At 59.0% G+C, this 21,742-nt stretch carries 17 protein-coding genes; 7 read left to right on the top strand and 10 right to left on the bottom strand.

What is annotated here, in order from left to right; all coding sequences use genetic code 11:
* Positions 1-5 precede the first annotated feature (5 nt).
* From L8H52_RS26335 to cobA, 5 genes are all read left to right on the top strand, one after another.
* Positions 6-1,664 (top strand): bifunctional protein-serine/threonine kinase/phosphatase, encoded by a 1,659-nt coding sequence (locus L8H52_RS26335; RefSeq protein ID WP_242209498.1) that lies wholly within the window; start codon positions 6-8, stop codon positions 1,662-1,664.
* A 414-nt stretch (positions 1,665-2,078) separates the two neighbouring features.
* On the top strand, positions 2,079-4,547 hold the full coding sequence (gene nirB / locus L8H52_RS26330; RefSeq protein WP_242209496.1) for a nitrite reductase large subunit NirB: 2,469 nt from the start codon (positions 2,079-2,081) through the stop codon (positions 4,545-4,547).
* The gene (gene nirD, locus L8H52_RS26325; protein ID WP_016985592.1) at positions 4,544-4,861 is read left to right on the top strand and encodes a nitrite reductase small subunit NirD; all 318 of its coding nucleotides are present in this window, start codon (positions 4,544-4,546) and stop codon (positions 4,859-4,861) included. The genes nirB and nirD overlap by 4 nt, the downstream gene beginning before the upstream one ends.
* Positions 4,861-7,575 (top strand): nitrate reductase, encoded by a 2,715-nt coding sequence (locus L8H52_RS26320; protein ID WP_242209495.1) that lies wholly within the window; start codon positions 4,861-4,863, stop codon positions 7,573-7,575. The genes nirD and L8H52_RS26320 overlap by 1 nt, the downstream gene beginning before the upstream one ends.
* A gap of 12 nt (positions 7,576-7,587) precedes the next feature.
* On the top strand, positions 7,588-8,331 hold the full coding sequence (gene cobA / locus L8H52_RS26315; RefSeq protein ID WP_242209494.1) for a uroporphyrinogen-III C-methyltransferase: 744 nt from the start codon (positions 7,588-7,590) through the stop codon (positions 8,329-8,331).
* Positions 8,332-8,418: 87 nt separating this feature from the next.
* Here the strand turns inward: cobA and L8H52_RS26310 are convergent, their stop codons facing one another.
* From L8H52_RS26310 to ppsA, 8 genes are all read right to left on the bottom strand, one after another.
* Complete coding sequence (locus tag L8H52_RS26310) at positions 8,419-9,453, bottom strand: OmpA family protein (RefSeq protein ID WP_242209493.1); 1,035 nt, start codon at positions 9,451-9,453, stop codon at positions 8,419-8,421.
* 107 nt (positions 9,454-9,560) lie between these two features.
* The gene (gene sigX / locus L8H52_RS26305) at positions 9,561-10,151 is read right to left on the bottom strand and encodes an RNA polymerase sigma factor SigX (protein WP_011333251.1); all 591 of its coding nucleotides are present in this window, start codon (positions 10,149-10,151) and stop codon (positions 9,561-9,563) included.
* A 90-nt stretch (positions 10,152-10,241) separates the two neighbouring features.
* A complete protein-coding gene (locus L8H52_RS26300) occupies positions 10,242-11,066 on the bottom strand; it encodes a mechanosensitive ion channel domain-containing protein (RefSeq protein WP_064116923.1) in 825 nt (274 codons plus the stop codon).
* A 2-nt stretch (positions 11,067-11,068) separates the two neighbouring features.
* Entirely contained in the window at positions 11,069-11,317 is a 249-nt protein-coding gene (locus tag L8H52_RS26295; RefSeq protein WP_008076827.1) for a hypothetical protein, read from the bottom strand.
* 63 nt (positions 11,318-11,380) lie between these two features.
* Positions 11,381-12,376 (bottom strand): zinc transporter ZntB, encoded by a 996-nt coding sequence (locus L8H52_RS26290; RefSeq protein ID WP_242209492.1) that lies wholly within the window; start codon positions 12,374-12,376, stop codon positions 11,381-11,383.
* A 22-nt stretch (positions 12,377-12,398) separates the two neighbouring features.
* The gene (rraA, locus tag L8H52_RS26285; protein WP_242209491.1) at positions 12,399-12,890 is read right to left on the bottom strand and encodes a ribonuclease E activity regulator RraA; all 492 of its coding nucleotides are present in this window, start codon (positions 12,888-12,890) and stop codon (positions 12,399-12,401) included.
* A 227-nt stretch (positions 12,891-13,117) separates the two neighbouring features.
* Positions 13,118-14,107 carry an alpha/beta fold hydrolase gene (locus L8H52_RS26280; RefSeq protein WP_242209490.1) on the bottom strand — a complete coding sequence of 330 codons (990 nt, stop codon included), beginning with the start codon at positions 14,105-14,107 and terminating at the stop codon, positions 13,118-13,120.
* Positions 14,108-14,206: 99 nt separating this feature from the next.
* A complete protein-coding gene (gene ppsA / locus L8H52_RS26275) occupies positions 14,207-16,582 on the bottom strand; it encodes a phosphoenolpyruvate synthase (RefSeq protein ID WP_242209489.1) in 2,376 nt (791 codons plus the stop codon).
* Between the two features lie 174 nt (positions 16,583-16,756).
* Here ppsA and L8H52_RS26270 point away from each other — a divergent pair, with 174 nt between their 5' ends.
* Positions 16,757-17,575, top strand: coding sequence for a pyruvate, water dikinase regulatory protein (locus L8H52_RS26270; RefSeq protein ID WP_242209488.1), 819 nt, complete (start codon positions 16,757-16,759; stop codon positions 17,573-17,575).
* A gap of 121 nt (positions 17,576-17,696) precedes the next feature.
* Here the strand turns inward: L8H52_RS26270 and L8H52_RS26265 are convergent, their stop codons facing one another.
* Positions 17,697-19,106 carry a PLP-dependent aminotransferase family protein gene (locus tag L8H52_RS26265; protein WP_242209487.1) on the bottom strand — a complete coding sequence of 470 codons (1,410 nt, stop codon included), beginning with the start codon at positions 19,104-19,106 and terminating at the stop codon, positions 17,697-17,699.
* Positions 19,107-19,196: 90 nt separating this feature from the next.
* On the opposite strand from L8H52_RS26265, the gene L8H52_RS26260 reads away from it, so the two are divergent.
* On the top strand, positions 19,197-20,126 hold the full coding sequence (locus L8H52_RS26260; protein WP_242209486.1) for an EamA family transporter: 930 nt from the start codon (positions 19,197-19,199) through the stop codon (positions 20,124-20,126).
* On the opposite strand, the gene prpD is transcribed toward L8H52_RS26260, so the two are convergent.
* On the bottom strand, positions 20,119-21,603 hold the full coding sequence (gene prpD / locus L8H52_RS26255; protein ID WP_242209485.1) for a 2-methylcitrate dehydratase: 1,485 nt from the start codon (positions 21,601-21,603) through the stop codon (positions 20,119-20,121). The two genes, L8H52_RS26260 and prpD, sit on opposite strands and share 8 nt — an antisense overlap.
* Positions 21,604-21,742: the final 139 nt, after the last annotated feature.

Here is a 21,742-nt window from a genome sequence, read left to right as displayed (position 1 = left end):
CGTCGATGGCCCTGCAACTGAGCTTTGCCGAAGCCAGCGCCACCGGTCCGCGCGCGGAGAATCAGGACGCCTTGCGTTCGGTAACACCGGCGCCGGCACTGGCGGCGAGCAAGGGTTTTCTGTTCGCCATCGCCGACGGTGTCAGCCAGTGCGCCGATGGCGGACTCGCCGCCCGCTCGACCTTGCAGGCCTTGGCGCTCGACTACTACGCCACGCCGCAAACCTGGAGCGTGGCGCAGGCGCTGGATCGTCTGCTGCTCGCGCAAAATCGCTGGTTGCAGGCCAATGGCGGTGGCCAGCCGTTGCTCACCACGGTCAGTGCTGTGGTCATGCGCGGTCGGCGCTTCACCCTCGCCCACGTCGGCGATTGCCGGGTGTATCGCTGGCACGCCGAGCGTTTGCAGCGGATCAGCGAAGACCACGTCTGGGAGCAGCCGGGCATGCAGCATGTGCTCAAGCGTGCGCTCGGGCTGGATCAGCATCTGGTGCTGGACTTTCTCGATGGCGAACTGCGTGAAGGCGAAAGCTTTGTGCTGCTCAGCGACGGCGTCTGGTCGACGTTGGGTGATACCGCGATTGCGGCGATTCTGCGTGACCAGCCGGATTTGCACAGTGCTGCGCAAACGCTGGTCAACGCGGCGCATCTGGCCGGGAGTCAGGACAATGCCAGTGCATTGCTGGTGCGCGTCGATGCGGTGGGTGAAGCGAATATCGGCGATGCATTGATTCATTTGCAGCAATGGCCCTTGCCGCCACCGTTGAAACCCGGTCAGTCGTTCGAAGGCTGGCAGGTGCTGGATGTTGTCGCTCAGAGCCAGCAATCGCTGCTGTATCGGGTGTTTGATGGACAAGGTCAGACGTGGCTTCTGAAAACCCTACCCACGCGTTCCGCCGATGATTCCTACGCCGGGCAAGCACTGTTGTCCGAGGAATGGTTTCTGAAACGCGTAGCCGGTCGCCACTTTCCTGAAGTCCATGCCTGCCAACAGCGTCAGCATTTGTACTACGTGATGCGCGAATATTCCGGTACGACGCTGGCGCAACTCGGGCATTTCCCCTTGGCTCAATGGCGAGACATCGCCGAGCGCCTGTTGCGCGCGGTAGGGCTGCTGCATCGGCGGCAGATCCTGCACCGGGACATCAAACCGGAAAACCTGCACATGGGCGACGATGGCGAACTGCGGCTGCTGGATTTTGGCCTGGCGTATTGCCCGGGATTGTCCGAAGACGCGCCATCGACGCTGCCCGGAACCCCAAGTTACATCGCCCCGGAAGCGTTTCGCGGGGATCCGCCGGATGTGCAGCAGGATTTGTATGCGGTCGGTGTGACCTTGTATTTCCTGCTGACCGGACATTTCCCCTACGGCGAGATCGAAGCCTTTCAGCGGCCGCGCTTTGGTACGCCGGTAAGCGCCAGTCGTTATCGACCGGATCTGCCGGAATGGTTGGCGCAGAGTCTGGAGCGTGGCGTGGCGGCGGATCCGCAGCAGCGCTTTGAAACGGCTGAGGAATGGTTGTTGGTGCTGGAACAGGGCGAGCGGCGGAGTTTGAGCGTGCGGCCTCGGCCATTATTGGAGCGAGAGCCGTTGAAGGTCTGGCGGACGATGGCTTTGGTGGCTTTGTTTGGGAATCTGGTGCTGCTGATTTTGTTGTTTCATCACTGACACCGCGTCGCGGCCATCGCGAGCAGGCTCACTCCTACAATTTGAAATGCATTCCCATGTAGGAGTGAGCCTGCTCGCGATAACGTCAGCCCAATCACCACAAACCCATCTACCTGAGCGCCCCACGAACGAGCAACCCGCCTCGATTCAGTGCAAAAAATCATCCTCAGAACCTGCCAAACCCCAATAAACCCGCCACCTTCCCCACTTGGCACAACCACTGCATTAACCCTCTCAACACACCCATAAAGCCCAACCTTCAACGACGAAGGCTGCGCTTCCCGAGAGAACGGGACCAGGACAAAGGCGTCCTCGCTAGGCAACTAGCGGGACGCCTTTTTTTGTTTGCGCAAAATTTCTCGAGCAAGGCCTGACTGCCCACAAGAGGCTAGCCAAAGCTCCCCGGAGAACCTGATGAAAAAACTCAAACTGGTGATGATCGGCAATGGCATGGCCGGGGTCCGCACCCTCGAAGAACTGCTCAAACTGAGCAATGAGCTGTACGACATCACCGTCTTCGGCGCTGAACCGCACACCAACTACAACCGCATTCTGCTCTCGCCGGTGTTGGCCGGCGAACAGACTTTCGAAGAGATCGTGCTCAACGACCTCGACTGGTATTTGGAAAACAACATCAAATTGCTGCTCAACCGCAAAGTGGTGGAGATTGACCGGGTCAAACGCCGCGTGATCGCCGAGGACGGCACCGAAGCCGAATACGATCGTCTGCTGATCGCCACCGGCTCGACCCCTTTCATTCTGCCGATCCCCGGCAACACCTTGCACGGGGTGATCGGTTACCGCGACATCGCCGACACCCAAGCCATGATCGACACCGCCAAAACCCACAAACACGCGGTGGTCATCGGCGGCGGCTTGCTCGGCCTCGAAGCGGCCAACGGCCTGATGCTGCGCGGCATGCACGTCACCGTGGTGCACATCGGCGAATGGCTGCTTGAACGCCAACTCGACAAAACCAGTGGCCAGTTGCTGCAAGGCGCCCTCGAATCCCGTGGCCTGCATTTCCGTTTGTGCGAACAGACCCAGGCCTTGCACGACGCCGGCAATGGCCGGGTCGGCTCGGTGCAATTCAAGAACGGCGAGATCATCCCCGCCGATCTGGTGGTGATGGCTGCTGGCATTCGCCCTAACACCGAACTGGCGGAAAAGGCCGGCATTCCGTGCAATCGCGGGATTCTGGTCAACGACACTCTGCAAACCTACGACCCACGTATTTATGCCATCGGTGAATGCGCCAGTCATCGCGGCATTGCCTACGGGCTGGTCGCGCCATTGTTCGAGCAGGCCAAGGTTTGCGCCAACCATCTCGCACAACTGGGCTTCGCCCGTTATCAGGGGTCGGTGACGTCAACCAAATTGAAAGTCACCGGCATCGACCTGTTTTCCGCTGGCGACTTCATGGGCGGCGAAGGCACCGAGACCATCACCCTCTCCGACCCGATCGGCGGCGTGTACAAAAAACTGGTAATCAAGGATGACGTGCTGGTCGGCGCCTGTCTGTACGGCGATACGGCAGATGGCGGTTGGTATTTCCGCCAGATTCGTGAGAATCACGACATTCGGCAGATCCGCGATCACCTGATGTTCGGCGGCTCTTCATCTATGGAGCAGGCCCTCGGCGACGTAGGACATCAAGGCCAGGACAAAGCCATGGTCATGGCCGACACCGCCGAAGTCTGCGGCTGCAACGGCGTGTGCAAAGGCACCATCGTCAAAGCCATTCAGGAACACGGTCTGTTCAGCGTCGATGAGGTGAAGAAACACACCAAAGCCGCCAGCTCCTGCGGCTCCTGCGCCGGGCTGGTCGAGCAGATCCTGATCAACACCGTGGGTGGGGCGGCCGACGTCAAACCGAAAAGCGAAAAGGCCATCTGCGGATGCAGCGACCTCAACCACGGGCAGATTCGCCAAGCGATTCGCGAACAGCATCTGCTGACCATCGCCGGCACTATGTGCTACCTCAACTGGCGCACGCCGAACGGCTGCGCGACCTGCCGCCCGGCCCTCAACTATTACCTGATTTCGACCTGGCCCGGCGAAGCCAAGGACGATCCGCAATCGCGCCTGATCAACGAACGCGCCCACGCCAACATCCAGAAGGACGGCACCTATTCGGTGGTACCACGGATGTGGGGCGGCGTGACCAATCCTTCCGAGCTGCGGCGAATTGCCGACGTCGCCGACAAGTACAACGTACCGATGGTCAAAGTCACCGGCGGGCAGCGCATCGACTTGCTCGGCATCAAGAAGCAGGACTTGCCCGGCGTGTGGAAGGATCTCGACATGCCGTCCGGCCACGCTTACGGCAAATCCATCCGCACCGTGAAAACCTGCGTTGGTAGTGAGTTCTGCCGCTTCGGCACGCAGAACTCGACGCAACTGGGCATCGAGCTTGAGCACGACCTGTTCAACATGTGGTCGCCGCACAAAGTGAAACTCGCCGTCTCCGGATGCCCACGCAACTGCTCGGAAGCGGGGATCAAAGACGTAGGAATCATCGGCGTCGACTCCGGTTGGGAGATGTACATCGGCGGCAACGGCGGAATCAAAACCGAAGTAGCCGAATTCTTCGTCAAACTGAAAACCGCCGAAGAAGTGCGCGAATACAACGGCGCATTCCTGCAGTTGTATCGCGAAGAAGCCTTCTACCTCGAACGTACCGTGCACTACCTGCAACGGGTCGGTATGGAGCACATCAAGAAAGCCGTGCTGGAAGACCCGGAGCGCCGCAAAGCCCTGAACGAGCGCCTGCAATTCTCCCTGTCGTTCGAACAGGACCCGTGGAAAGAACGCCTGGCGCAGCCGCAACTGAAGAAAGAATTCGATGTGATCCCTGTGAAAAACCTGGAGGTGCCGGCATGAACTGGCTGGATATCTGTGCCCTCGACGAGATCAATGCCCTCGGCTCGCGGATCATTGCCGGACCGAAAGGTGACATCGCGATTTTTCGTACAAGCGACGACGAAGTTTTCGCCCTCGACGACCGCTGCCCGCACAAGGGTGGGCCGTTGTCACAAGGTTTGATCTACGGCAAACGCGTGGCCTGTCCGCTGCACAATTGGCAAATCGACCTCGAATCTGGCGAAGCGCAGGCGCCGGACATCGGTTGCGCGCACCATCACCCGGCGCGGGTCGAGAACGGTCGCGTGCAACTGGCCCTGCGGGACGCCATCTGATGAACCGCCAGACGACCGCCTCGACCTGCTGTTATTGCGGGGTCGGCTGCGGCGTGCTGATCGAGCATGACGGCGAGCGCATTCTCGGCGTCAGCGGCGATCCGGCACATCCGGCCAACTTCGGCAAACTGTGCAGCAAAGGCTCGACCCTGCACCTGACCGGCGACCTCGCGGCTCGCGCACTGTATCCGGAACTGCGTCTGGGCAAAGGCCTGGCGCGCGGCCGCACGGACTGGGACACGGCAATGGAACACGCCGCCAACGTGTTCGCCGCGAACATCGCCGAACATGGCCCCGACAGTGTGGCGTTTTATATCTCCGGGCAGTTGCTGACCGAGGACTATTACGCTTTCAACAAACTGGCGCGGGCGCTGGTCGGCACCAACAACATCGACAGCAATTCACGCCTGTGCATGTCTTCAGCGGTGGTCGGCTACAAGCGCAGCCTCGGCGCCGACGCCCCGCCGTGCAGTTATGGGGATCTGGAGCTCAGCGATTGCGTGATGATCGTCGGCAGTAACATGGCCTACGCCCATCCGGTGCTTTTTCGCCGACTTGAGGAGGCAAAATCCCGCCGGCCACAGATGAAAGTCATCGTCATTGATCCACGGCGCACCGACACTTGTGACCTTGCCGATCTGCATCTGGCGATTCTGCCCGGTACCGATGTCGCGTTGTTCCATGGGATTTTGCACCTGTTGTTGTGGGAAGACTGGATCGATCGCGACTTCATCAAGGCGCACACCGATGGCCTCGCCGAACTGAAGAGTCTGGTGCGCGATTACACCCCGCAAATGGTTTCGCAGTTATGTGGCATCAGTGTCGAGCAACTGCAGCAGTGCGCTGAATGGGTGGGTACTTCGCCGAGTTTTCTGTCGCTGTGGTGCATGGGGCTGAACCAGTCCACGGCTGGCAGCGCGAAGAACAGCGCGCTGATCAATCTGCACCTGGCCACCGGACAAATCGGCCGGCCCGGCGCAGGACCTTTCTCCCTTACCGGTCAGCCGAATGCCATGGGCGGGCGCGAAACCGGCAGTTTGTCCAATTTGCTGCCGGGGCATCGCGATGCGACCAACCCGGAACACCGCGCCGAAGTGGCGACTTATTGGGGCGTGGCGCGGATGCCGGAAACGACCGGGCTCAGCGCCGTCGAACTTTTCGAGCAGGTGCGCAGCGGCAAGATCAAAGCGTTGTGGATTGCCTGCACCAACCCGGCGCAGTCGATGCCGGATCAACACTCGGTGCGAGCAGCGCTGGAGGCTTGCCCGTTTGTGGTTCTGCAAGAAGCCTTCCGCACTACCGAAACCGCAGCATTCGCCGACCTGTTGTTACCCGCCGCCAGTTGGGGCGAGAAGGAAGGCTCGGTGACCAACTCCGAACGACGCATTTCCCACGTACGCAAAGCCATCCTCCCACCGGGCGAAGCGCGGCCGGACTGGGCGATCACGGTGGATTTCGCACAGCGCCTGGAGAAACGCCTGCGCCCCGCTGAACCGAGCCTGTTTACCTTTACTCAGCCCGCGCAGTTGTTCGATGAGTTCAAAGGGCTGACACGCGGCCGTGATCTGGATTTGTCCGGGATCAGTCATGCATTGATCGACGAGATCGGACCGCAGCAATGGCCCTTCCCTGCCGGTGCCCGCAAAGGAACATCACGACTCTATGAGGACGGTATTTTTCCTACAGCCAACGGTCGGGCTCAGTTCATTGCCGACCCGTATCGCGCCGCCAAGGAACAGCGCGATGCGCGCTTCCCATTGACGCTGATCACCGGTCGCCTGCGCGATCAATGGCACGGTATGAGCCGCACCGGTACGGCGGCGCAATTGTTCGGGCATGTCAGCGAAGCGCTGTTGAGCCTGCACCCGGACGAACTGCGTCGGCATCGCTTGCAGCCGGGTGATCTGGTCAACCTTAAAAGTCGTCGCGGTGCGGTGATCGTCGCAGTCGGCAGTGATGACAGCGTGCGCCCGGGACAAGCGTTTCTGCCGATGCACTGGGGCGACCGTTTTCTCAAGGGCGGCGTAAACAGCCTGACCCTGCCGGCCTTTGATCCACTGTCGAAACAACCGGAGCTGAAACACAGCGGCGTGCGCCTGGAACCGGTGAATTTGCCGTGGCAGCTTTTCGCACTGATCGAAGGCGATGTTCAGCGGCATTTCGAGGCCCTACGACCACTCTGTGAGGCATTTTCCTACGTGAGTCTCAGCCTTGTCGGACGTGAACGATCGGCATTGCTGATACGCGCAGCCAGCAGTGAGGCGCCGAATCCACAATTATTGGCTCAGATCGACCAATGCCTGTCACTCATCGAAGGCCCGGTACTCGCTTATGACGATCCCCGTCGGGCGATCGGCAAGCGCGTACGCATTGAAAACGGCCGGATCACCGCGATCCGCCTGGCCGGTGAAACCCTTGCCCAGCATTGGGTGCAGGGGTTGTGGCTGGAAGGTCGCGCGGATGAACAACTGCGGCGCTGGTTGCTGGCACCAATGAGTGCGCCACCGGGCAGCGCCGGGGCGCAGATTACTGCGGATAAAACCCTGTGCAACTGCAAGAACGTCAGCCTCAACGCGGTTTGCGCCGGCATCCGCCAGGGTTTGGATTTGCAGGGTTTGAAAAACACGCTGGGCTGCGGAACGCAATGCGGTTCGTGCGTCCCGGAAATAAAACGCTTGCTGGCTGCCGATGTGCAGCCAGTCGCCGTCATCTGATGAGGAAACACCATGAATGCAAAAGTCTGGCTGGTGGGTGCAGGTCCTGGTGATCCCGAACTGCTGACCCTCAAAGCGGTACGCGCCTTACGCGAAGCCGATGTGGTGCTGATCGATGATCTGGTCAACGACGCGGTGCTGGAGCACTGCCCCGCCGCGCGCATTATCGCGGTAGGCAAACGCGGCGGCTGCCGCTCAACACCGCAGGCATTTATCCATCGACTGATGCTGCGTTACGCCCGCCAAGGCAAGTGTGTGGTGCGGCTCAAGGGTGGTGATCCGTGCATTTTCGGCCGTGGCGGTGAAGAGGCGCAGTGGCTGCGTGAGCGTGGGGTCGAGGTAGAGTTGGTCAATGGCATTACCGCCGGGCTGGCCGGAGCGACGCAGTGTGATATTCCGCTGACGTTACGCGGGGTGGCGCGCGGGGTGACGCTGGTGACGGCACACACGCAAGACGACAGCCAATTGAACTGGCAGGCGCTGGCGCAGGGCGGTACGACGCTGGTGGTTTATATGGGCGTGGCCAAGCTGGGCGAGATTCGCGATCAGTTATTGGCGGGCGGGATGGCGGCGGATACGCCGGTGGCGATGATTGAAAATGCGTCATTGCCAGAGCAGCGCGAATGCCGGAGCGATCTCACGGCAATGAACGAAGCAGCCTACAGATTCCAATTGAAGAGCCCTGCGATACTGGTGATCGGCGCCGTGGCTGGTTATGCGCAGGAAGCCAGCGAGACGCGTATAGCCGCCATGTAGGAGTAGCCTGGTTTCAAAGCTTCAATCTCAAATCGCAGACAAAGAAAAGCCCGGCCTAAGCCGGGCTTTTCTCAGAGCGGCATCTAATTACTTAGATTGAGCTTCAACCTGCGCTTCTACGCGACGGTTTACAGCGCGGCCAGCTTCAGTTTTGTTGTCAGCAACTGGGCGGGATTCGCCGTAGCCAACAGACTGAACGCGGGACGATTCAACACCGTACTGGTTGGTCAGAACTTGCTTAACGGCGTTTGCACGACGCTCGGACAGTTTCTGGTTGTAAGCGTCAGGACCGACGGAGTCAGTGTGACCTTCAACAGTAGTGGTGGTGGATGGGTACTGCTTCATGAAGTCAGCCAGGTTCTTGATGTCGCCGTAGCTGTTTGGCTTCACAACCGACTTGTCGAAGTCGAACTTGACGTCCAGCTCAACACGAACAACTTCAGCAACTGCTGGGCAGCCGTCAGCGTCAACAGTTACGTTGGCTGGGGTGTCCGGGCACTTGTCAACGTTGTCGCAAACGCCGTCGTTGTCGCTGTCGGAGCAGACTTCAGCTGGTGCTGGAACTGGAGCAGCAGCAGGCTTGGAGCCGCCACCGAAGTTCACACCGATACCAACGCTAGGAGCCCACTCGGTGTCGCCCTGGTCGATGTTGTACTGAGCTTCAACGCCGGCACGGGCGTAGAAGTTCTCGGTGAAGTACAGCTTGGCACCAGCGCCAACGTTGGCGAAGGTGGAGCGGTCACGACCACCGGAACCGTTCTGACCGATGCTCTGATCGGAGAAACCGGCCGATACGTACGGACGCAGCATGTCGCCTGGGTTGTTGAAGTGGTACAGAGCGTCCAGAGCGGTGTTAGCGCCCTTGATGTTACGACCGTCGTCGGAACGCACGTTGTGCACTTCGTCGTAGCCCAGACGCAGTTCAACGTCGTCGGTCAGGAAGTAACCGATCGAACCGCCGAACAGGTTGCCGTTGTTCTTGAAGTTACGAGCGCTGTCGAATTGTTCTTTCTTTGCGAAGCCTTCGATTTCAACTGCGCCTTGGCCTTGTGCCAGAGCGCCGAACGAAGTGGCGGCAATCAGAGAACCAATGGCCAAGCCCAAGGTGTTTTTCAGTTTCATCCGTTAAATCCCCATCTGGTGATTGTGAAGCAGTCCCGCAAACCGGGGGACAACTCGGCGGCAAGTCTATCAGAACTTGCCTACACGTAAGAGATATTTGCGCTGAACTAAGTTTCAGCAATGCCTGCAAATTTCTCACGCAATTTATCTAGAGCACGTTTGTAACGCATTTTTGTCGCACTCAAACCCATGTGCATGATGTCTGCGATCTCCTGAAATTCAAGCTCTGCGACAAATCGTAGCACCAGAATTTCACGGTCAATCGGGTTCACATACACCAGCCAGCGATCAAGCCCGCCCTTCTCCTCGGGTTTCGGCGCCTTTTCTTCGGACGCTTCCTCGAGGGGGTCAAGACTCAATGCGTCCATCAAGCGACGCTTTCGCCGTTCCTTCCGATACTGCGTAATACATTCGTTGTACGTGATGCTGTAGAGCCACGTTTTGAACTTCGATTTCCCCTCGAAGTTCTTCAGGCCATACAGCACCTTCAACATGACTTCCTGACAGACATCGTCTGCGTCGCGATCGTTCCCAAGATATCTCGCACAAACGTTAAATAATGTTCGCTGGTAACGCCGCATCAGTTCTTCATAAGCGCGCGTTACGTGAAAAAGCTCGGTATGCGAGCGCGCGACCAACTCCTCATCAGAGAGCTCGCGGGGGTCGTAGCGCGTGGATAGCGTTTGGGCTTTATTCAAAACAAGTCGTGCCGACAGTCAGGTCAATGTCCACCGCGACCAGCATCAGCTGGCATTTTGCGGCGGCATACATTAGCAGGGTTTGCCGGATTAGCGGCTACTCACATGCTGTTCCAGCAGGATCCGATTGGAAAGAGAGACTAGCTCACCCTCATCGGTCAGCAATGTGGTTTTAACCGTGCCGATCTCCTCGATCTGCCCTTCGACCTCGCCAACACGCACTTGTTGCCCAACCTGATACAACTCACGCACATAGATTCCCGCAAGAATCTGACCGGCAATTTCCCGGCTTCCCAAACCCATGGCCAGCGCAACCGCCAGACCAACGGTAATCAAAACGATGACGATCACATGGTTCAGCAGGTCGGTCTTGACCTCAAGCTGACTGATCGCGACCGAGAGGCTGATGATGATCACCAGCCCCTGAGCAATTCGCCCAAGCCCCGAAGCGTAGTCCAGGCCCACACCTTCTGCCGCCCCGCGCACCAGCCCGTTGGCCAGTTGCGCCAGCAAAACACCTACCAGCAACACCAGGGCTGCGCCGAATACTTTCGGCAAATAGAGCGCCAACATATCCAGCGTAGCTGAAACTCGCTCAAGGCCAAGGGATTCTGCTGCAGAAACCAGAAAAATCAGCAGAACGAACCAGTAAACGATTTTGCCGATCAGGGTCGAGATCGGCACTTGCAGCCCGGCTCGCGACATCAATTTGGTCAGGCCGGTGCCACCCATCAGGCGATCAAGGCCCAGTTTGGCAAGCAGCTTGGACAGCAAGGTATCGAGCAGCTTGGCCACGACGAAACCCAACAGCAGCACGACCAGTGCGCCGAACAGGTTCGGAATGAAGTTGGCTACTTTGGTCCACAACGCAGTCATTGCAGTGACGAGGCTCTGAGTCCAGAGGTCGAGTTCCATATTCAATCAGCCTTATCAGCAGTGCGAGCGGTAGGTTTACGAAGACGGGAAACCGGCGAGACATGGGCCGATCCGTTATTCAGGGCGATCATCAGCGCGGGCAGCCAGCGGCCCAGCAGGCTGAACAGATCACCGGCGCCAACCTGGCGGTTGGCGGTTTTGAGTACGCGGCCCAGGCAGGCATCGTCGTCGCGGCTGGACGGCGAGGCGTTGAGCATGTCGCGCAAAGACTGTTCAAACGGATCGTGCATACGCACCTCTCGTGATGTCTGTGAAAGACGCGGGCAGATTTGGTCGGGTCACATGTGCCATTTTCAGACCCAGCGCAAACGACGGAATAACCACCACTGACCGAAGGCCAGAGCGAGCACCGTCAAGCAGGCGATCAGGAAGCCATAAGGGCTGCTGGAGAATGGAATTCCGCCAACGTTGATGCCCAGCAGACCGGTGATGAAACTCATCGGCAAAAAGATGCAGGTGATGATGCCGAAGCGGTACATCGTGCGATTCATACGCTCGCTGAGGCGCCGGTCTTCAGCCTCCAGCACAAGCCCCACGCGCTCTCGGGTCAATTCGAGCTCTTCGAGATAGCGGGTCAGACTGTTGTTCAATTCATTCCAGTAATCGGCATCGTCATCGACAAACCAAGGCAGTTTTATCCGCGTCAGTTGTCCGAAAATATCCCGCTGCGGTGCAAGAAAACGCTTCAGTCCGGCCGCCCGGCGACGGATGTGCAAAATGGCGCCATGCTCGGGGGTATACCGTTCGTCGGCATCCATCTTTTCTTCTTCCTCATCGGCGATTTCCGAGAGGCAAGTGACCAGATCCTGCACCTTGTTGGTGAGGAACTGCGCCAGATAAAGGATGAGTTCAGAAGAAGTTTTCGGGCCTTTGCCCTCGCTCAACAGCGCCAGCAACTCATCGGTGGCGCGCAATGGGCGCAAACGCAGCGAGATTACTCGCTGGGCGGAGGCGAAAATCCGCACCGAGACCATGTCTTCCGGCTCGGCGCCCGGGTTGAGATTGACCCCGCGCAAGAACAGCAGCAGCTCGGAATCCGGCAACGGCAGCAAGCGCGGACGCGTGTTCTCTTCCAGCAGCAAATCGCAGGTGAATTCATTGAGGCCGCTGGATTTGCGTAGCCAGGTCTGGGTCTGCGGATGGCTGCGATCCCAATGCAGCCACAGGCTTTCATGGGCCTGCAGCTGCAAATCGTCGAGCTCAGTCCGGGCTATCGAACGCGCACCACCTTTTCCGTCCAGCACCAGGGCATGCACCAGCCCCCATTGCGCGTTTTCTTCCTCGAACATCCGCATCCCTTTGTCGAAACTCTTATTCAGGCATCTGCAGCGGACTCGGCGAGATGATCACGCCGTTGTTGTCCGCATAAATGTACTGGCCCGGATGGAACGTCACACCGGCGAACGTCACCGGCACATTGAGGTCGCCGATGCCGCGTTTTTCGGTTTTCATCGGGTGGCTGGCCAAGGCTTGAACGCCCAGATCAGTCTGGGCAATGACGTCGACGTCACGGATGCAACCGTAGATCACCAGCCCTTCCCAGCCGTTTTTAGCGGCCTTCTCGGCAATCATGTCGCCCAGCAGCGCGCGACGCAGCGAACCGCCGCCATCGACCACCAGCACCTTGCCGTTGCCGTTGAGTTCGGCTTGTTCCTTGACCAGCGAGTTGTCTTCGAAGCATTTGATGGTCACGATTTCGCCGCCGAATGAATCACGGCCACCGAAATTGCTGAACATCGGTTCCAGCACCTGCACCAGCTCCGGATAGGCGTCGCACAGGTCAGGCGTAAGGTAATGGTTCATCGAAAAACTCCTGTAAAAAGCAAGACGATCAAGGATGCCGCGTTCTGAAGAGACGAGTTCCGCTGGTCGCTGTTTACCTTAGCTCATTGAATGTTCGCTGAATGAACCTGAACAAACGCTGAAACGTAATCGCTAAACTGCCATCGAATATGACCAGAACCGCACAATTCGTCATATCTTAGCCGCAAGCCGACCTGAACGAAATGCCCTTCACCCAGCCCCCCGTTTCAGACTGCGGCAGCCAGATCAGGCTTCTCGCCCAGTATCGGCGCCTGCTGATCGTTCAACCAGCGCGCTACCAGCGGCCACACCTCAGTCTGCGCCGCTTTGCTCACCAGCATTTCGACATGACCGAAATTATCGGTGAAACCCTGCTCGCGCCCCAGATTGATGAACTGCTTGTGCTCGCTGCCGATCTGCTCGAACAGTTTGCGACAGGCCCACGCCGGATCCTGATGATCCCCCGCCGCCGTCACTGCCAGCACCGGCACCTTGACGTCGGCAAGACCTGCCCACCAATCCTTGTCCTTGTCACCAAAACGGCCAAACAAGCCGTACCAGCGCATGCTTTCCAGCGCCAGACCGATCGGTTCATCTTCCGGGCCACGTTTGAGCCGCGAACCGGACAGTTGCGCGAAACGCTTGAGAATGAAGCGGCTGCTCCACTCCACCGGCGGGATTTTCAGCGGCCAGTATGTGCGGCTGACCTGGGTGCCGAAAAATGCCGCCGAAGCCACCGCCGGCTCGCCCAGGTACTCGCCACCGAGCGCCGCCGCCAAGGTGATGCCGCCCAGCGAATGGCCGATCCAGTGCGGAACCTGCCCGCTCTGCTCACGCACGAATGCGGCGATCGCCGGCAGATCGTAACGGGCATAGTCGGCCACGCGATTGCGCCGGTACTCCTCATTGCGCTGCGACAGGCCGTGGCCGCGCATCTCCGGAATCCACACGTCGAAACCCAGACGCGTCAGATACGCGCCCAGGCCCAAGCCTTTCGGTGAAAACCAGAAGCGTCGATTGGAAAAACTGCCGTGCAACAAAATCACCGGCACGCCGCGTGGCGCGGAGTCATCGGCCATGCCCAAACGGGTGACGGCGATCTCCACGGACCAGTCGGGACTATTGCCGGGTTTGAGTCGGTAAACGTCTTCGCTCAGATCGCCGCGCCGCTCGGCGCTGATCAGGGCGACAGGAAACAGGTTGCTGCTGCTTTGCATAATGCTCTTGCACAAAAAAGGGCGGCATCTACAGGAGCCCGCCCTACTTGATTCTCAGAGCCCGCCACCAGCAAAGGGAGCGGGCCGTTCACATACTGATCAGGCCGGCGCTTGGCCTTCCGCGAGGAAGAACCAGGTTTCCAGCACGGTGTCCGGGTTCAGCGACACGCTTTCGATGCCCTGTTCCATCAGCCACTTGGCCAGATCCGGGTGATCCGAAGGACCCTGACCGCAGATACCGATGTACTTGCCGGCCTTGTTGCACGCAGCAATCGCGTTGGCCAGAAGCTTCTTGACCGCCGGATTACGCTCGTCGAACAGGTGCGCGATGATACCGGAATCGCGGTCCAGGCCCAGCGTCAGCTGAGTCAGGTCGTTGGAACCGATCGAGAAACCGTCGAAGAATTCGAGGAACTCTTCAGCAAGAATCGCGTTGGAAGGCAGTTCGCACATCATGATCACGCGCAGACCGTTTTCGCCGCGCTTCAAGCCGTTTTCGGCGAGCAGATCGACGACCTGGCTGGCTTCGCCGAGGGTACGGACGAACGGCACCATGATTTCGACGTTGGTCAGGCCCATCTCGTTGCGCACACGTTTCAGCGCGCGGCATTCGAGTTCGAAGCAGTCACGGAACGATTCGCTGATGTAACGCGAAGCGCCACGGAAGCCCAGCATCGGGTTTTCTTCTTCCGGCTCGTAGAGTTTGCCGCCGATCAGGTTGGCGTATTCGTTGGACTTGAAGTCCGACAGACGCACGATGACTTTCTTCGGCGCGAACGCGGCAGCGAGGGTGCTGATGCCTTCAACCAGTTTTTCCACATAGAAACCGACCGGATCGTCGTAACCGGCGATGCGCTTGTCGACGCTGTCCTTGATTTCCTGCGGCAGACCGTCGTAGTTCAACAGCGCTTTCGGGTGCACACCGATCATGCGGTTGATGATGAACTCCAGACGGGCCAGGCCGACACCGGCGTTCGGCAACTGCGCGAAGTCAAAGGCGCGGTCCGGGTTGCCGACGTTCATCATGATTTTGAACGGCAGCTCCGGCATGGCGTCGACGGAGTTCTTCTTGATGTCGAAGCCCAGTTCGCCTTCGAAGATGTAACCGGTGTCGCCTTCGGCGCAGGACACGGTCACGCCTTGGCCATCCTTCAGCAGCTGGGTGGCGTTGCCGCAACCGACAACGGCCGGAATGCCCAGCTCGCGAGCGATGATCGCCGCGTGGCAGGTACGCCCGCCACGGTTGGTGACGATGGCGCTGGCGCGCTTCATCACCGGTTCCCAATCCGGGTCGGTCATGTCGGAAACCAGCACGTCGCCCGGCTGGACCTTGTCCATCTCGGAAACGTCTTTGATGATCCGTACTTTACCGGCGCCGATGCGCTGGCCAATCGCACGACCTTCCACCAGCACGGTGCCGGTTTCTTTCAACAGGTAACGTTCCATGACGTTGGCCTGGGTGCGGCTTTTCACGGTTTCCGGACGCGCCTGCACGATGTACAGCTGGCCGTCGTCACCGTCCTTGGCCCACTCGATGTCCATCGGGCAGCCGTAGTGCTTTTCGATGATCATCGCTTGCTTGGCCAGCTCGCTGACTTCAGCGTCGCTCAAACAGAAACGCGCGCGCTCAGCCTTGTCGACATCGACGGTCTTGACCGAACGACCGGCCTTGGCCTCGTCGCCGTAGATCATCTTGATGGCCTTGCTGCCCAGGTTGCGACGCAGGATCGCCGGACGACCGGCCTCCAGCGTGCCCTTGTGCACATAGAATTCGTCGGGGTTGACCGCGCCTTGTACGACGGTTTCGCCCAGGCCGTAGGCACCGGTGATGAACACCACGTCACGGAAACCGGATTCGGTATCGAGGGTGAACATCACGCCGGCGGTGCCGGTTTCCGAACGCACCATGCGCTGCACGCCAGCCGACAGGGCGACCAGTTTATGGTCGAAGCCCTGGTGCACGCGGTAGGAGATCGCACGGTCGTTGAACAGCGAAGCGAACACCTCTTTGGCGGCGCGGATTACGTTTTCCACGCCACGGATGTTCAGGAAGGTTTCCTGTTGACCGGCGAACGAAGCGTCCGGCAAGTCTTCGGCGGTGGCGGAGGAACGCACGGCCACGGCCACATCAGGATTGCCGGCCGACAGCGCGGCGAACGCGGTGCGGATTTCGGCATTCAGTTTTTCCGGGAATTCGGCTTCCATGATCCATTGACGGATCTGCGCGCCGGTTTTGGCCAGGGCGTTGACGTCGTCAACGTCAAGCGCGTCGAGGGCCTGGTGGATCTGGTCGTTGAGGCCGCTCAGTTCGAGGAAATCACGATAAGCCTGAGCCGTCGTGGCGAAACCACCGGGGACCGAAACACCGGCGCCTGCCAGGTTACTGATCATCTCGCCCAGGGATGCGTTCTTGCCCCCCACATGCTCAACATCGTGTTTGCCGAGCTTATCGAGGGAAACTACGTACTCTACCAAGGTGATCTCTCCACTAACTGTGTTGGAAAAGCTCAGAAACCGGCGGCCCGGGGGAGCCTTGGCCGGTTGTATGGCCTGGACCTGGAAAATAAGTGAGAATGCGGGCCAGTCGCGGCCGACAAATCGCGCCTATCATATCCAGAAATGCTCATTAGCTTAAGGCCCAAGGTGCAAATGAAACGATCTGCTTTCTTCATCTCCGATGGCACCGGCATCACTGCCGAAACCCTGGGTCAAAGCCTTCTGGCGCAGTTCGAAAACATTACCTTCAGCAAATTCACGCGACCGTACATCGACAGCGTTGAAAAAGCGCGGGCCATGGTACAACAAATCAACAAAGCCGCTGAAACCGACGGCTTTCGCCCGATCATCTTCGACACCATCGTCAATCAGGACATCCGTGAGATTCTCGCAACGTCCAATGGTTTCATGATCGACATTTTCTCGACCTTCCTCGCCCCGCTCGAGCAGGAACTGACCGAGCATTCTTCCTACACCGTCGGCAAGTCCCATTCGATCGGCCACAACTCCAATTACATGGAGCGTATCGAGGCGGTCAACTTTGCCCTCGACAACGACGACGGCGCGCGTACGCACTATTACGACAAAGCCGATTTGATACTAGTGGGCGTGTCGCGATGCGGCAAAACGCCGACGTGTCTGTACATGGCCATGCAATTCGGCATCCGCGCGGCGAACTATCCGCTGACCGAAGACGACATGGAGCGCCTGACCCTGCCGAACGCCCTGCGCGCCCATCAGCACAAGTTGTTTGGCCTGACCATCGACCCGGATCGTCTCACCGCGATCCGCAACGAACGCAAGCCCAACAGCCGTTATTCGAGTTATGCCCAGTGTGAATTCGAAGTGCGCGAAGTGGAGAATCTGTTCCGCCGCGAGAACATCCCGCACATCAACTCCACGCATTTTTCGGTGGAAGAGATTTCGGCGAAGATTCTGGTGGAGAAAGGTGTGGAGCGGCGGTTCAAATAGTTCTGCATTGCCTGATCCGACGCCTTCGCGAGCAGGCTCGCTCCCACAGGGTTCTCGGGTGTTTGTACATTTTGCATTCACCCCAACCCCTTGTGGGAGCGAGCTTGCTCGCGAAGAACGATTACACGGTCTCTGTTAATGCGCGACTTAAAGCCCCAAACCCTGCCAGCAACAACCGATCATCCCCCACCGCATTGCACACACTCACCCGAATAAACTGCGGCACTGCTGCATGTCCCACGGCAAATGCCTCAGCGGTGGCGACCAGATAATTGTTTTCCTTCAATTCCGCCGCAATCTGCGACGCCCGCCACAGCTCCGGCACTTCCACCCAAAAGTGCGGGCTGTAAGGGTGAGTCTTGTAGTTCAAGCCCTGCAGAACAGGCGCCACCAAGGCCTTGCGTCGAGCGATCTCGCTGATCTGTTCGTCCAGCAAACGCTCGGCCATGCCGCTTTCGATCCACAGGCTGGCCACTTCCATCGAGAGCGGATTGGCCATCCAGCACGTTGCGCGAATGGCCGAACTCAAACGCCCGATCAACGCTTGCGGCGCGTGCAGGTAACCGATGCGCAAACCCGCTGAAACGGCCTTGCTCAGACTGCCGATCAATACCGAACGCTCCGGCGCGAAATAGCTCAGCGGCAACGGGCGCTGGCGATCCAGAACCGCATGGGCTTCGTCTTCGATAATCAGCAAATTGTGCTGACGGCAGAGATCGGTAATCGCCTCGCGCCGCGAGATCGACATGACCGCAGCCGTAGGATTCTGGATCGTCGGTGTGCAATACACCGCCGAAACCCGATGCTGACGGCAGCTCTCCTCCAGTGCCGACGGCAACAATCCTTCGTCATCCATCGCGGCACCGATCAGTTTTATCCCCAACTGACGTGCGACGCCGATCAACCCCGGGTAGGACAAATGCTCAGTGACCACCGTGTCGCCGGCCTTGAGCAAGCCCATCAACGCGCACAACAGACCATGCTGACCACCGTTGACGCACAACACCTGATCGGCGTGCGGCACGAACGCCGCATGCTGCAACCAGACCGCCCCCGCCACGCGATGCCGCGCCAGCCCGGCTTCAGCGGTGTACCCGGTCAATTGCTGCAAAACGCGCGGATCGCTGGCCAGCTCCTGCAGGCTCTGGCTCATGAATGCGGCTTCCTGGCCTGGCATCGGTTGATTGCGGCTCATGTCGAAACAGGCTGAAGGCTCATCACTGACATTGCGAAAGCCTTTGTCCTGCGGCCGTTCCATGCCGCGCTGACACACGTAGGTGCCATCTCCTACACGTGCGACGACCAATCCGACACGCTCCAGTTCACCGTAGGCACGGCTGATGGTGCCAATGGTCACCCCCAGGCTGTCCGCCAGCAAACGGTGCGGCGGCAACTTGCATCCTGCATCGATAACGCCTTCATCGATGGCTTGCGCTACGGCATCCGCCAGACGTTTGTATTTCACGCCCACGCCATTGACGAGGCCGTCGCGGAGGATTGACACCATGGCAATACTTACTTTGACAGTCATTGTCACCCCGAATAGCGTGCTTTAAACAGGTTCAATCATGAATAGACCGTTTCCGCTACAAGGTCAATTCCACCGTTCGGAGCACGCCGCATGTCGACCGCCGTCAGTACACCGATAAACATCAGCAAACCCTGGCTCGCCGGCTTGATCACCAGCACGCTGTTTCTGATCGTCTGTCTGAGCTGGGGCACGACGTGGCTGGGGATCAAGATTGCCGTGGAAAGCGTGCCGCCACTGACGGCCGCCGGGCTGCGTTTTCTGATTGCCTTTCCGCTGTTCCTCAGCTTCGCGCTGTTGCGCAAGGAACCGCTGTTGTTCCCCCGGCAAAGTCGCTGGTTCTTTGTGTTCGTCACGCTGTCGTATTTCAGCCTGCCCTACTACCTGCTCAACTATGGCGAGATGCACGTGTCATCGGGCCTGACGGCGCTGCTGTTCAGTTGCATGCCGGTGTTTATCCTGTTGTTTTCCGCGCTGTTTCTACGCGAGAAAATCTACCCGTCACAAATGCTCGGCATCGCCATCGGCTTTGGCAGTCTGTTCATGATTATTCGCAGTCAGGGTCTGCATCTGGATCAGGCCGAATGGCTGGGAGTGCTGGCGATTCTCTGCGCGGCGGTAATGCATGCGCTGTGTTACGTGGTGACGAAAAAGCACGGCAGCGCGATTAGTGTGATCACCTACAACACGTTGCCGATCGGCATCGCCGGGTTGATGTTATTTATTGTCGGACTGAGCGTTGAGACACCGGTGTTCAGTGCCGTTAGCGCGCGCTCGTGGGGCGCCCTGCTGTATCTCGGGCTGGTGGCATCGGTGGGCGGATTCATCGTTTACTTTTTGCTGCTTAAACGCCTGAGCCCGATCATTCTGTCGTTCGTGTTTATCATTTTCCCGGTGTTCGCCGTGATCATCGGCGCCTGGTACGAGGGGCAAACCCTGTCCCGGGAGCTGATGATCTATTCGGCGATTTTGTTGAGCGGTTTTGCAATCACCAAATTGCCTGTGGAAAAGTGGTTCAGATAACCAACATATCCACAAAACGATTGACCGGGGTGGCTTCGAGCTGCGCCGGATCCTTGCACAACGCGAAGATTTCGCCGCTGCGCTGGCCGGTGAAACGTGTTGCCAGATTGGCCTTGAACTTGTCTTCCAGTAATGGAATGCCCTCGGCGCGACGTCGGCGATGGCCGATCGGGTATTCCACCACGACGTTTTCAGTGCTGCTGCCGTCCTTGAAAAACACCTGCACGGCGTTGGCAATCGAGCGTTTGTCGGCCTCGAGGTATTCGCGCGTGAAACGTGGCTCTTCGACGATGACCATTTTTTCGCGCAGCACATCGATGATCGGATGCGCCCGGTGGAAATCGTCTTCGTATTGCTCGGCGACCAGATTGCCGAACGCCAGTGGCACGGCGGTCATGTACTGGATGCAGTGGTCGCGGTCGGCGGCATTGGCCAGCGGCCCGACCTTGGAAATGATGCGGATCGCCGACTCGTGAGTGGTGATGACGATTTTGTCGATTTCGTGCAGGCGATTGCGCACCTGCGGATGCAGCGTCACCGCCGCTTCGCACGCGGTTTGCGCATGAAACTCGGCGGGGAAGCTGATCTTGAACAGGACGTTTTCCATCACATAACTGCCGAATGCCCGCGAGAAACTGAAGGCGCGTTTATCTTCCGGTTTCAGCGCCAGATCGCTGTTGGTATGGCTGAACAGCACGTCATAAAAGCCCCACTGTTTCGCAGTCAGCACCCCGGGAATGCCCATCTCGCCGCGCATGGCAATGTCAGCCAGACGTACACCACGACTCGTCGCATCCCCCGCCGCCCAGGATTTTCGCGAACCGGCGTTCGGCGCATGACGATAGGTGCGCAGGGCCTGACCATCAGCGAACGCGTGGGACAACGCCGACAGCAATTGCTCACGATTGGCGCCCATCAGTTTGGCGGTGACGGCGGTTGAAGCGACTTTCACCAGAATGACGTGATCGAGTCCTACGCGGTTGAAGGAGTTTTCCAGGGCAATCACGCCTTGAATCTCGTGGGCCATGATCATTGCTTCGAGCACATCACGAATGGTCAGCGGCGCTTCAGCGTTGACCAGACGCTTCTGCGAAAGATGATCGGCCACCGCGAGAATCGCGCCGAGATTGTCGGATGGATGGCCCCACTCGGCGGCGAGCCAGGTGTCGTTGTAGTCGAGCCAGCGGACGATACAGCCGATGTCCCACGCGGCTTTCACCGGGTCGAGGCGATAGGAGGTGCCGGGAACACGCGCGCCAAACGGCACGACGGTGCCCTCGACGATTGGCCCGAGATGCTTGGTGCATTCGGGGAAACGCAGCGCCAGCAAGCCGCAGCCCAGCGTGTCCATCAGGCAGTTGCGGGCGGTGTCGAGGGCTTCGGCAGAGGGGGCTTTGAAGGTGAGGACGTAATCGGCGATGTCCTGCAGGACACGGTCGTAGTCGGGGCGGTTGTTCAGGTCGACGTTGGCGCTCATTGCGGTTCTCCTGTGCGGGAATGATGAGTGGTGCGGTCTTCCTCAGGGCTTGGCTGGGTTGGTCTGGTTGATTGCAGGTCTGGGGTGCCTGCTTGTTCTGGGTTTCTTCAGTGGGTGGCCCCTCACCCTAGCCCTCTCT

Origin of the sequence: Pseudomonas sp. CROZ-RG-20F-R04-15 (assembly GCF_022662375.1) — a bacterium.
Classification (GTDB): Bacteria; Pseudomonadota; Gammaproteobacteria; order Pseudomonadales; family Pseudomonadaceae; genus Aquipseudomonas.
Note: the sequence above shows the minus strand (reverse complement) of the source record. Positions and strands in the feature narration are given on the sequence as shown.

What these genes read in the sequence shown, in the direction of transcription:
- L8H52_RS26335 (WP_242209498.1), top strand. Translation starts at nt 6, where the DNA reads ATGGCCCTGCAACTGAGCTTTGCCGAAGCCAGCGCCACCGGTCCGCGC.
- nirB (WP_242209496.1), top strand. Translation starts at nt 2,079, where the DNA reads ATGAAAAAACTCAAACTGGTGATGATCGGCAATGGCATGGCCGGGGTC.
- nirD (WP_016985592.1), top strand. Translation starts at nt 4,544, where the DNA reads ATGAACTGGCTGGATATCTGTGCCCTCGACGAGATCAATGCCCTCGGC.
- L8H52_RS26320 (WP_242209495.1), top strand. Translation starts at nt 4,861, where the DNA reads ATGAACCGCCAGACGACCGCCTCGACCTGCTGTTATTGCGGGGTCGGC.
- cobA (WP_242209494.1), top strand. Translation starts at nt 7,588, where the DNA reads ATGAATGCAAAAGTCTGGCTGGTGGGTGCAGGTCCTGGTGATCCCGAA.
- L8H52_RS26310 (WP_242209493.1), bottom strand. Translation starts at nt 9,453, where the DNA reads ATGAAACTGAAAAACACCTTGGGCTTGGCCATTGGTTCTCTGATTGCC.
- L8H52_RS26300 (WP_064116923.1), bottom strand. Translation starts at nt 11,066, where the DNA reads ATGGAACTCGACCTCTGGACTCAGAGCCTCGTCACTGCAATGACTGCG.
- L8H52_RS26295 (WP_008076827.1), bottom strand. Translation starts at nt 11,317, where the DNA reads ATGCACGATCCGTTTGAACAGTCTTTGCGCGACATGCTCAACGCCTCG.
- L8H52_RS26290 (WP_242209492.1), bottom strand. Translation starts at nt 12,376, where the DNA reads ATGTTCGAGGAAGAAAACGCGCAATGGGGGCTGGTGCATGCCCTGGTG.
- rraA (WP_242209491.1), bottom strand. Translation starts at nt 12,890, where the DNA reads ATGAACCATTACCTTACGCCTGACCTGTGCGACGCCTATCCGGAGCTG.
- L8H52_RS26280 (WP_242209490.1), bottom strand. Translation starts at nt 14,107, where the DNA reads ATGCAAAGCAGCAGCAACCTGTTTCCTGTCGCCCTGATCAGCGCCGAG.
- L8H52_RS26270 (WP_242209488.1), top strand. Translation starts at nt 16,757, where the DNA reads ATGAAACGATCTGCTTTCTTCATCTCCGATGGCACCGGCATCACTGCC.
- L8H52_RS26265 (WP_242209487.1), bottom strand. Translation starts at nt 19,106, where the DNA reads ATGACTGTCAAAGTAAGTATTGCCATGGTGTCAATCCTCCGCGACGGC.
- L8H52_RS26260 (WP_242209486.1), top strand. Translation starts at nt 19,197, where the DNA reads ATGTCGACCGCCGTCAGTACACCGATAAACATCAGCAAACCCTGGCTC.
- prpD (WP_242209485.1), bottom strand. Translation starts at nt 21,603, where the DNA reads ATGAGCGCCAACGTCGACCTGAACAACCGCCCCGACTACGACCGTGTC.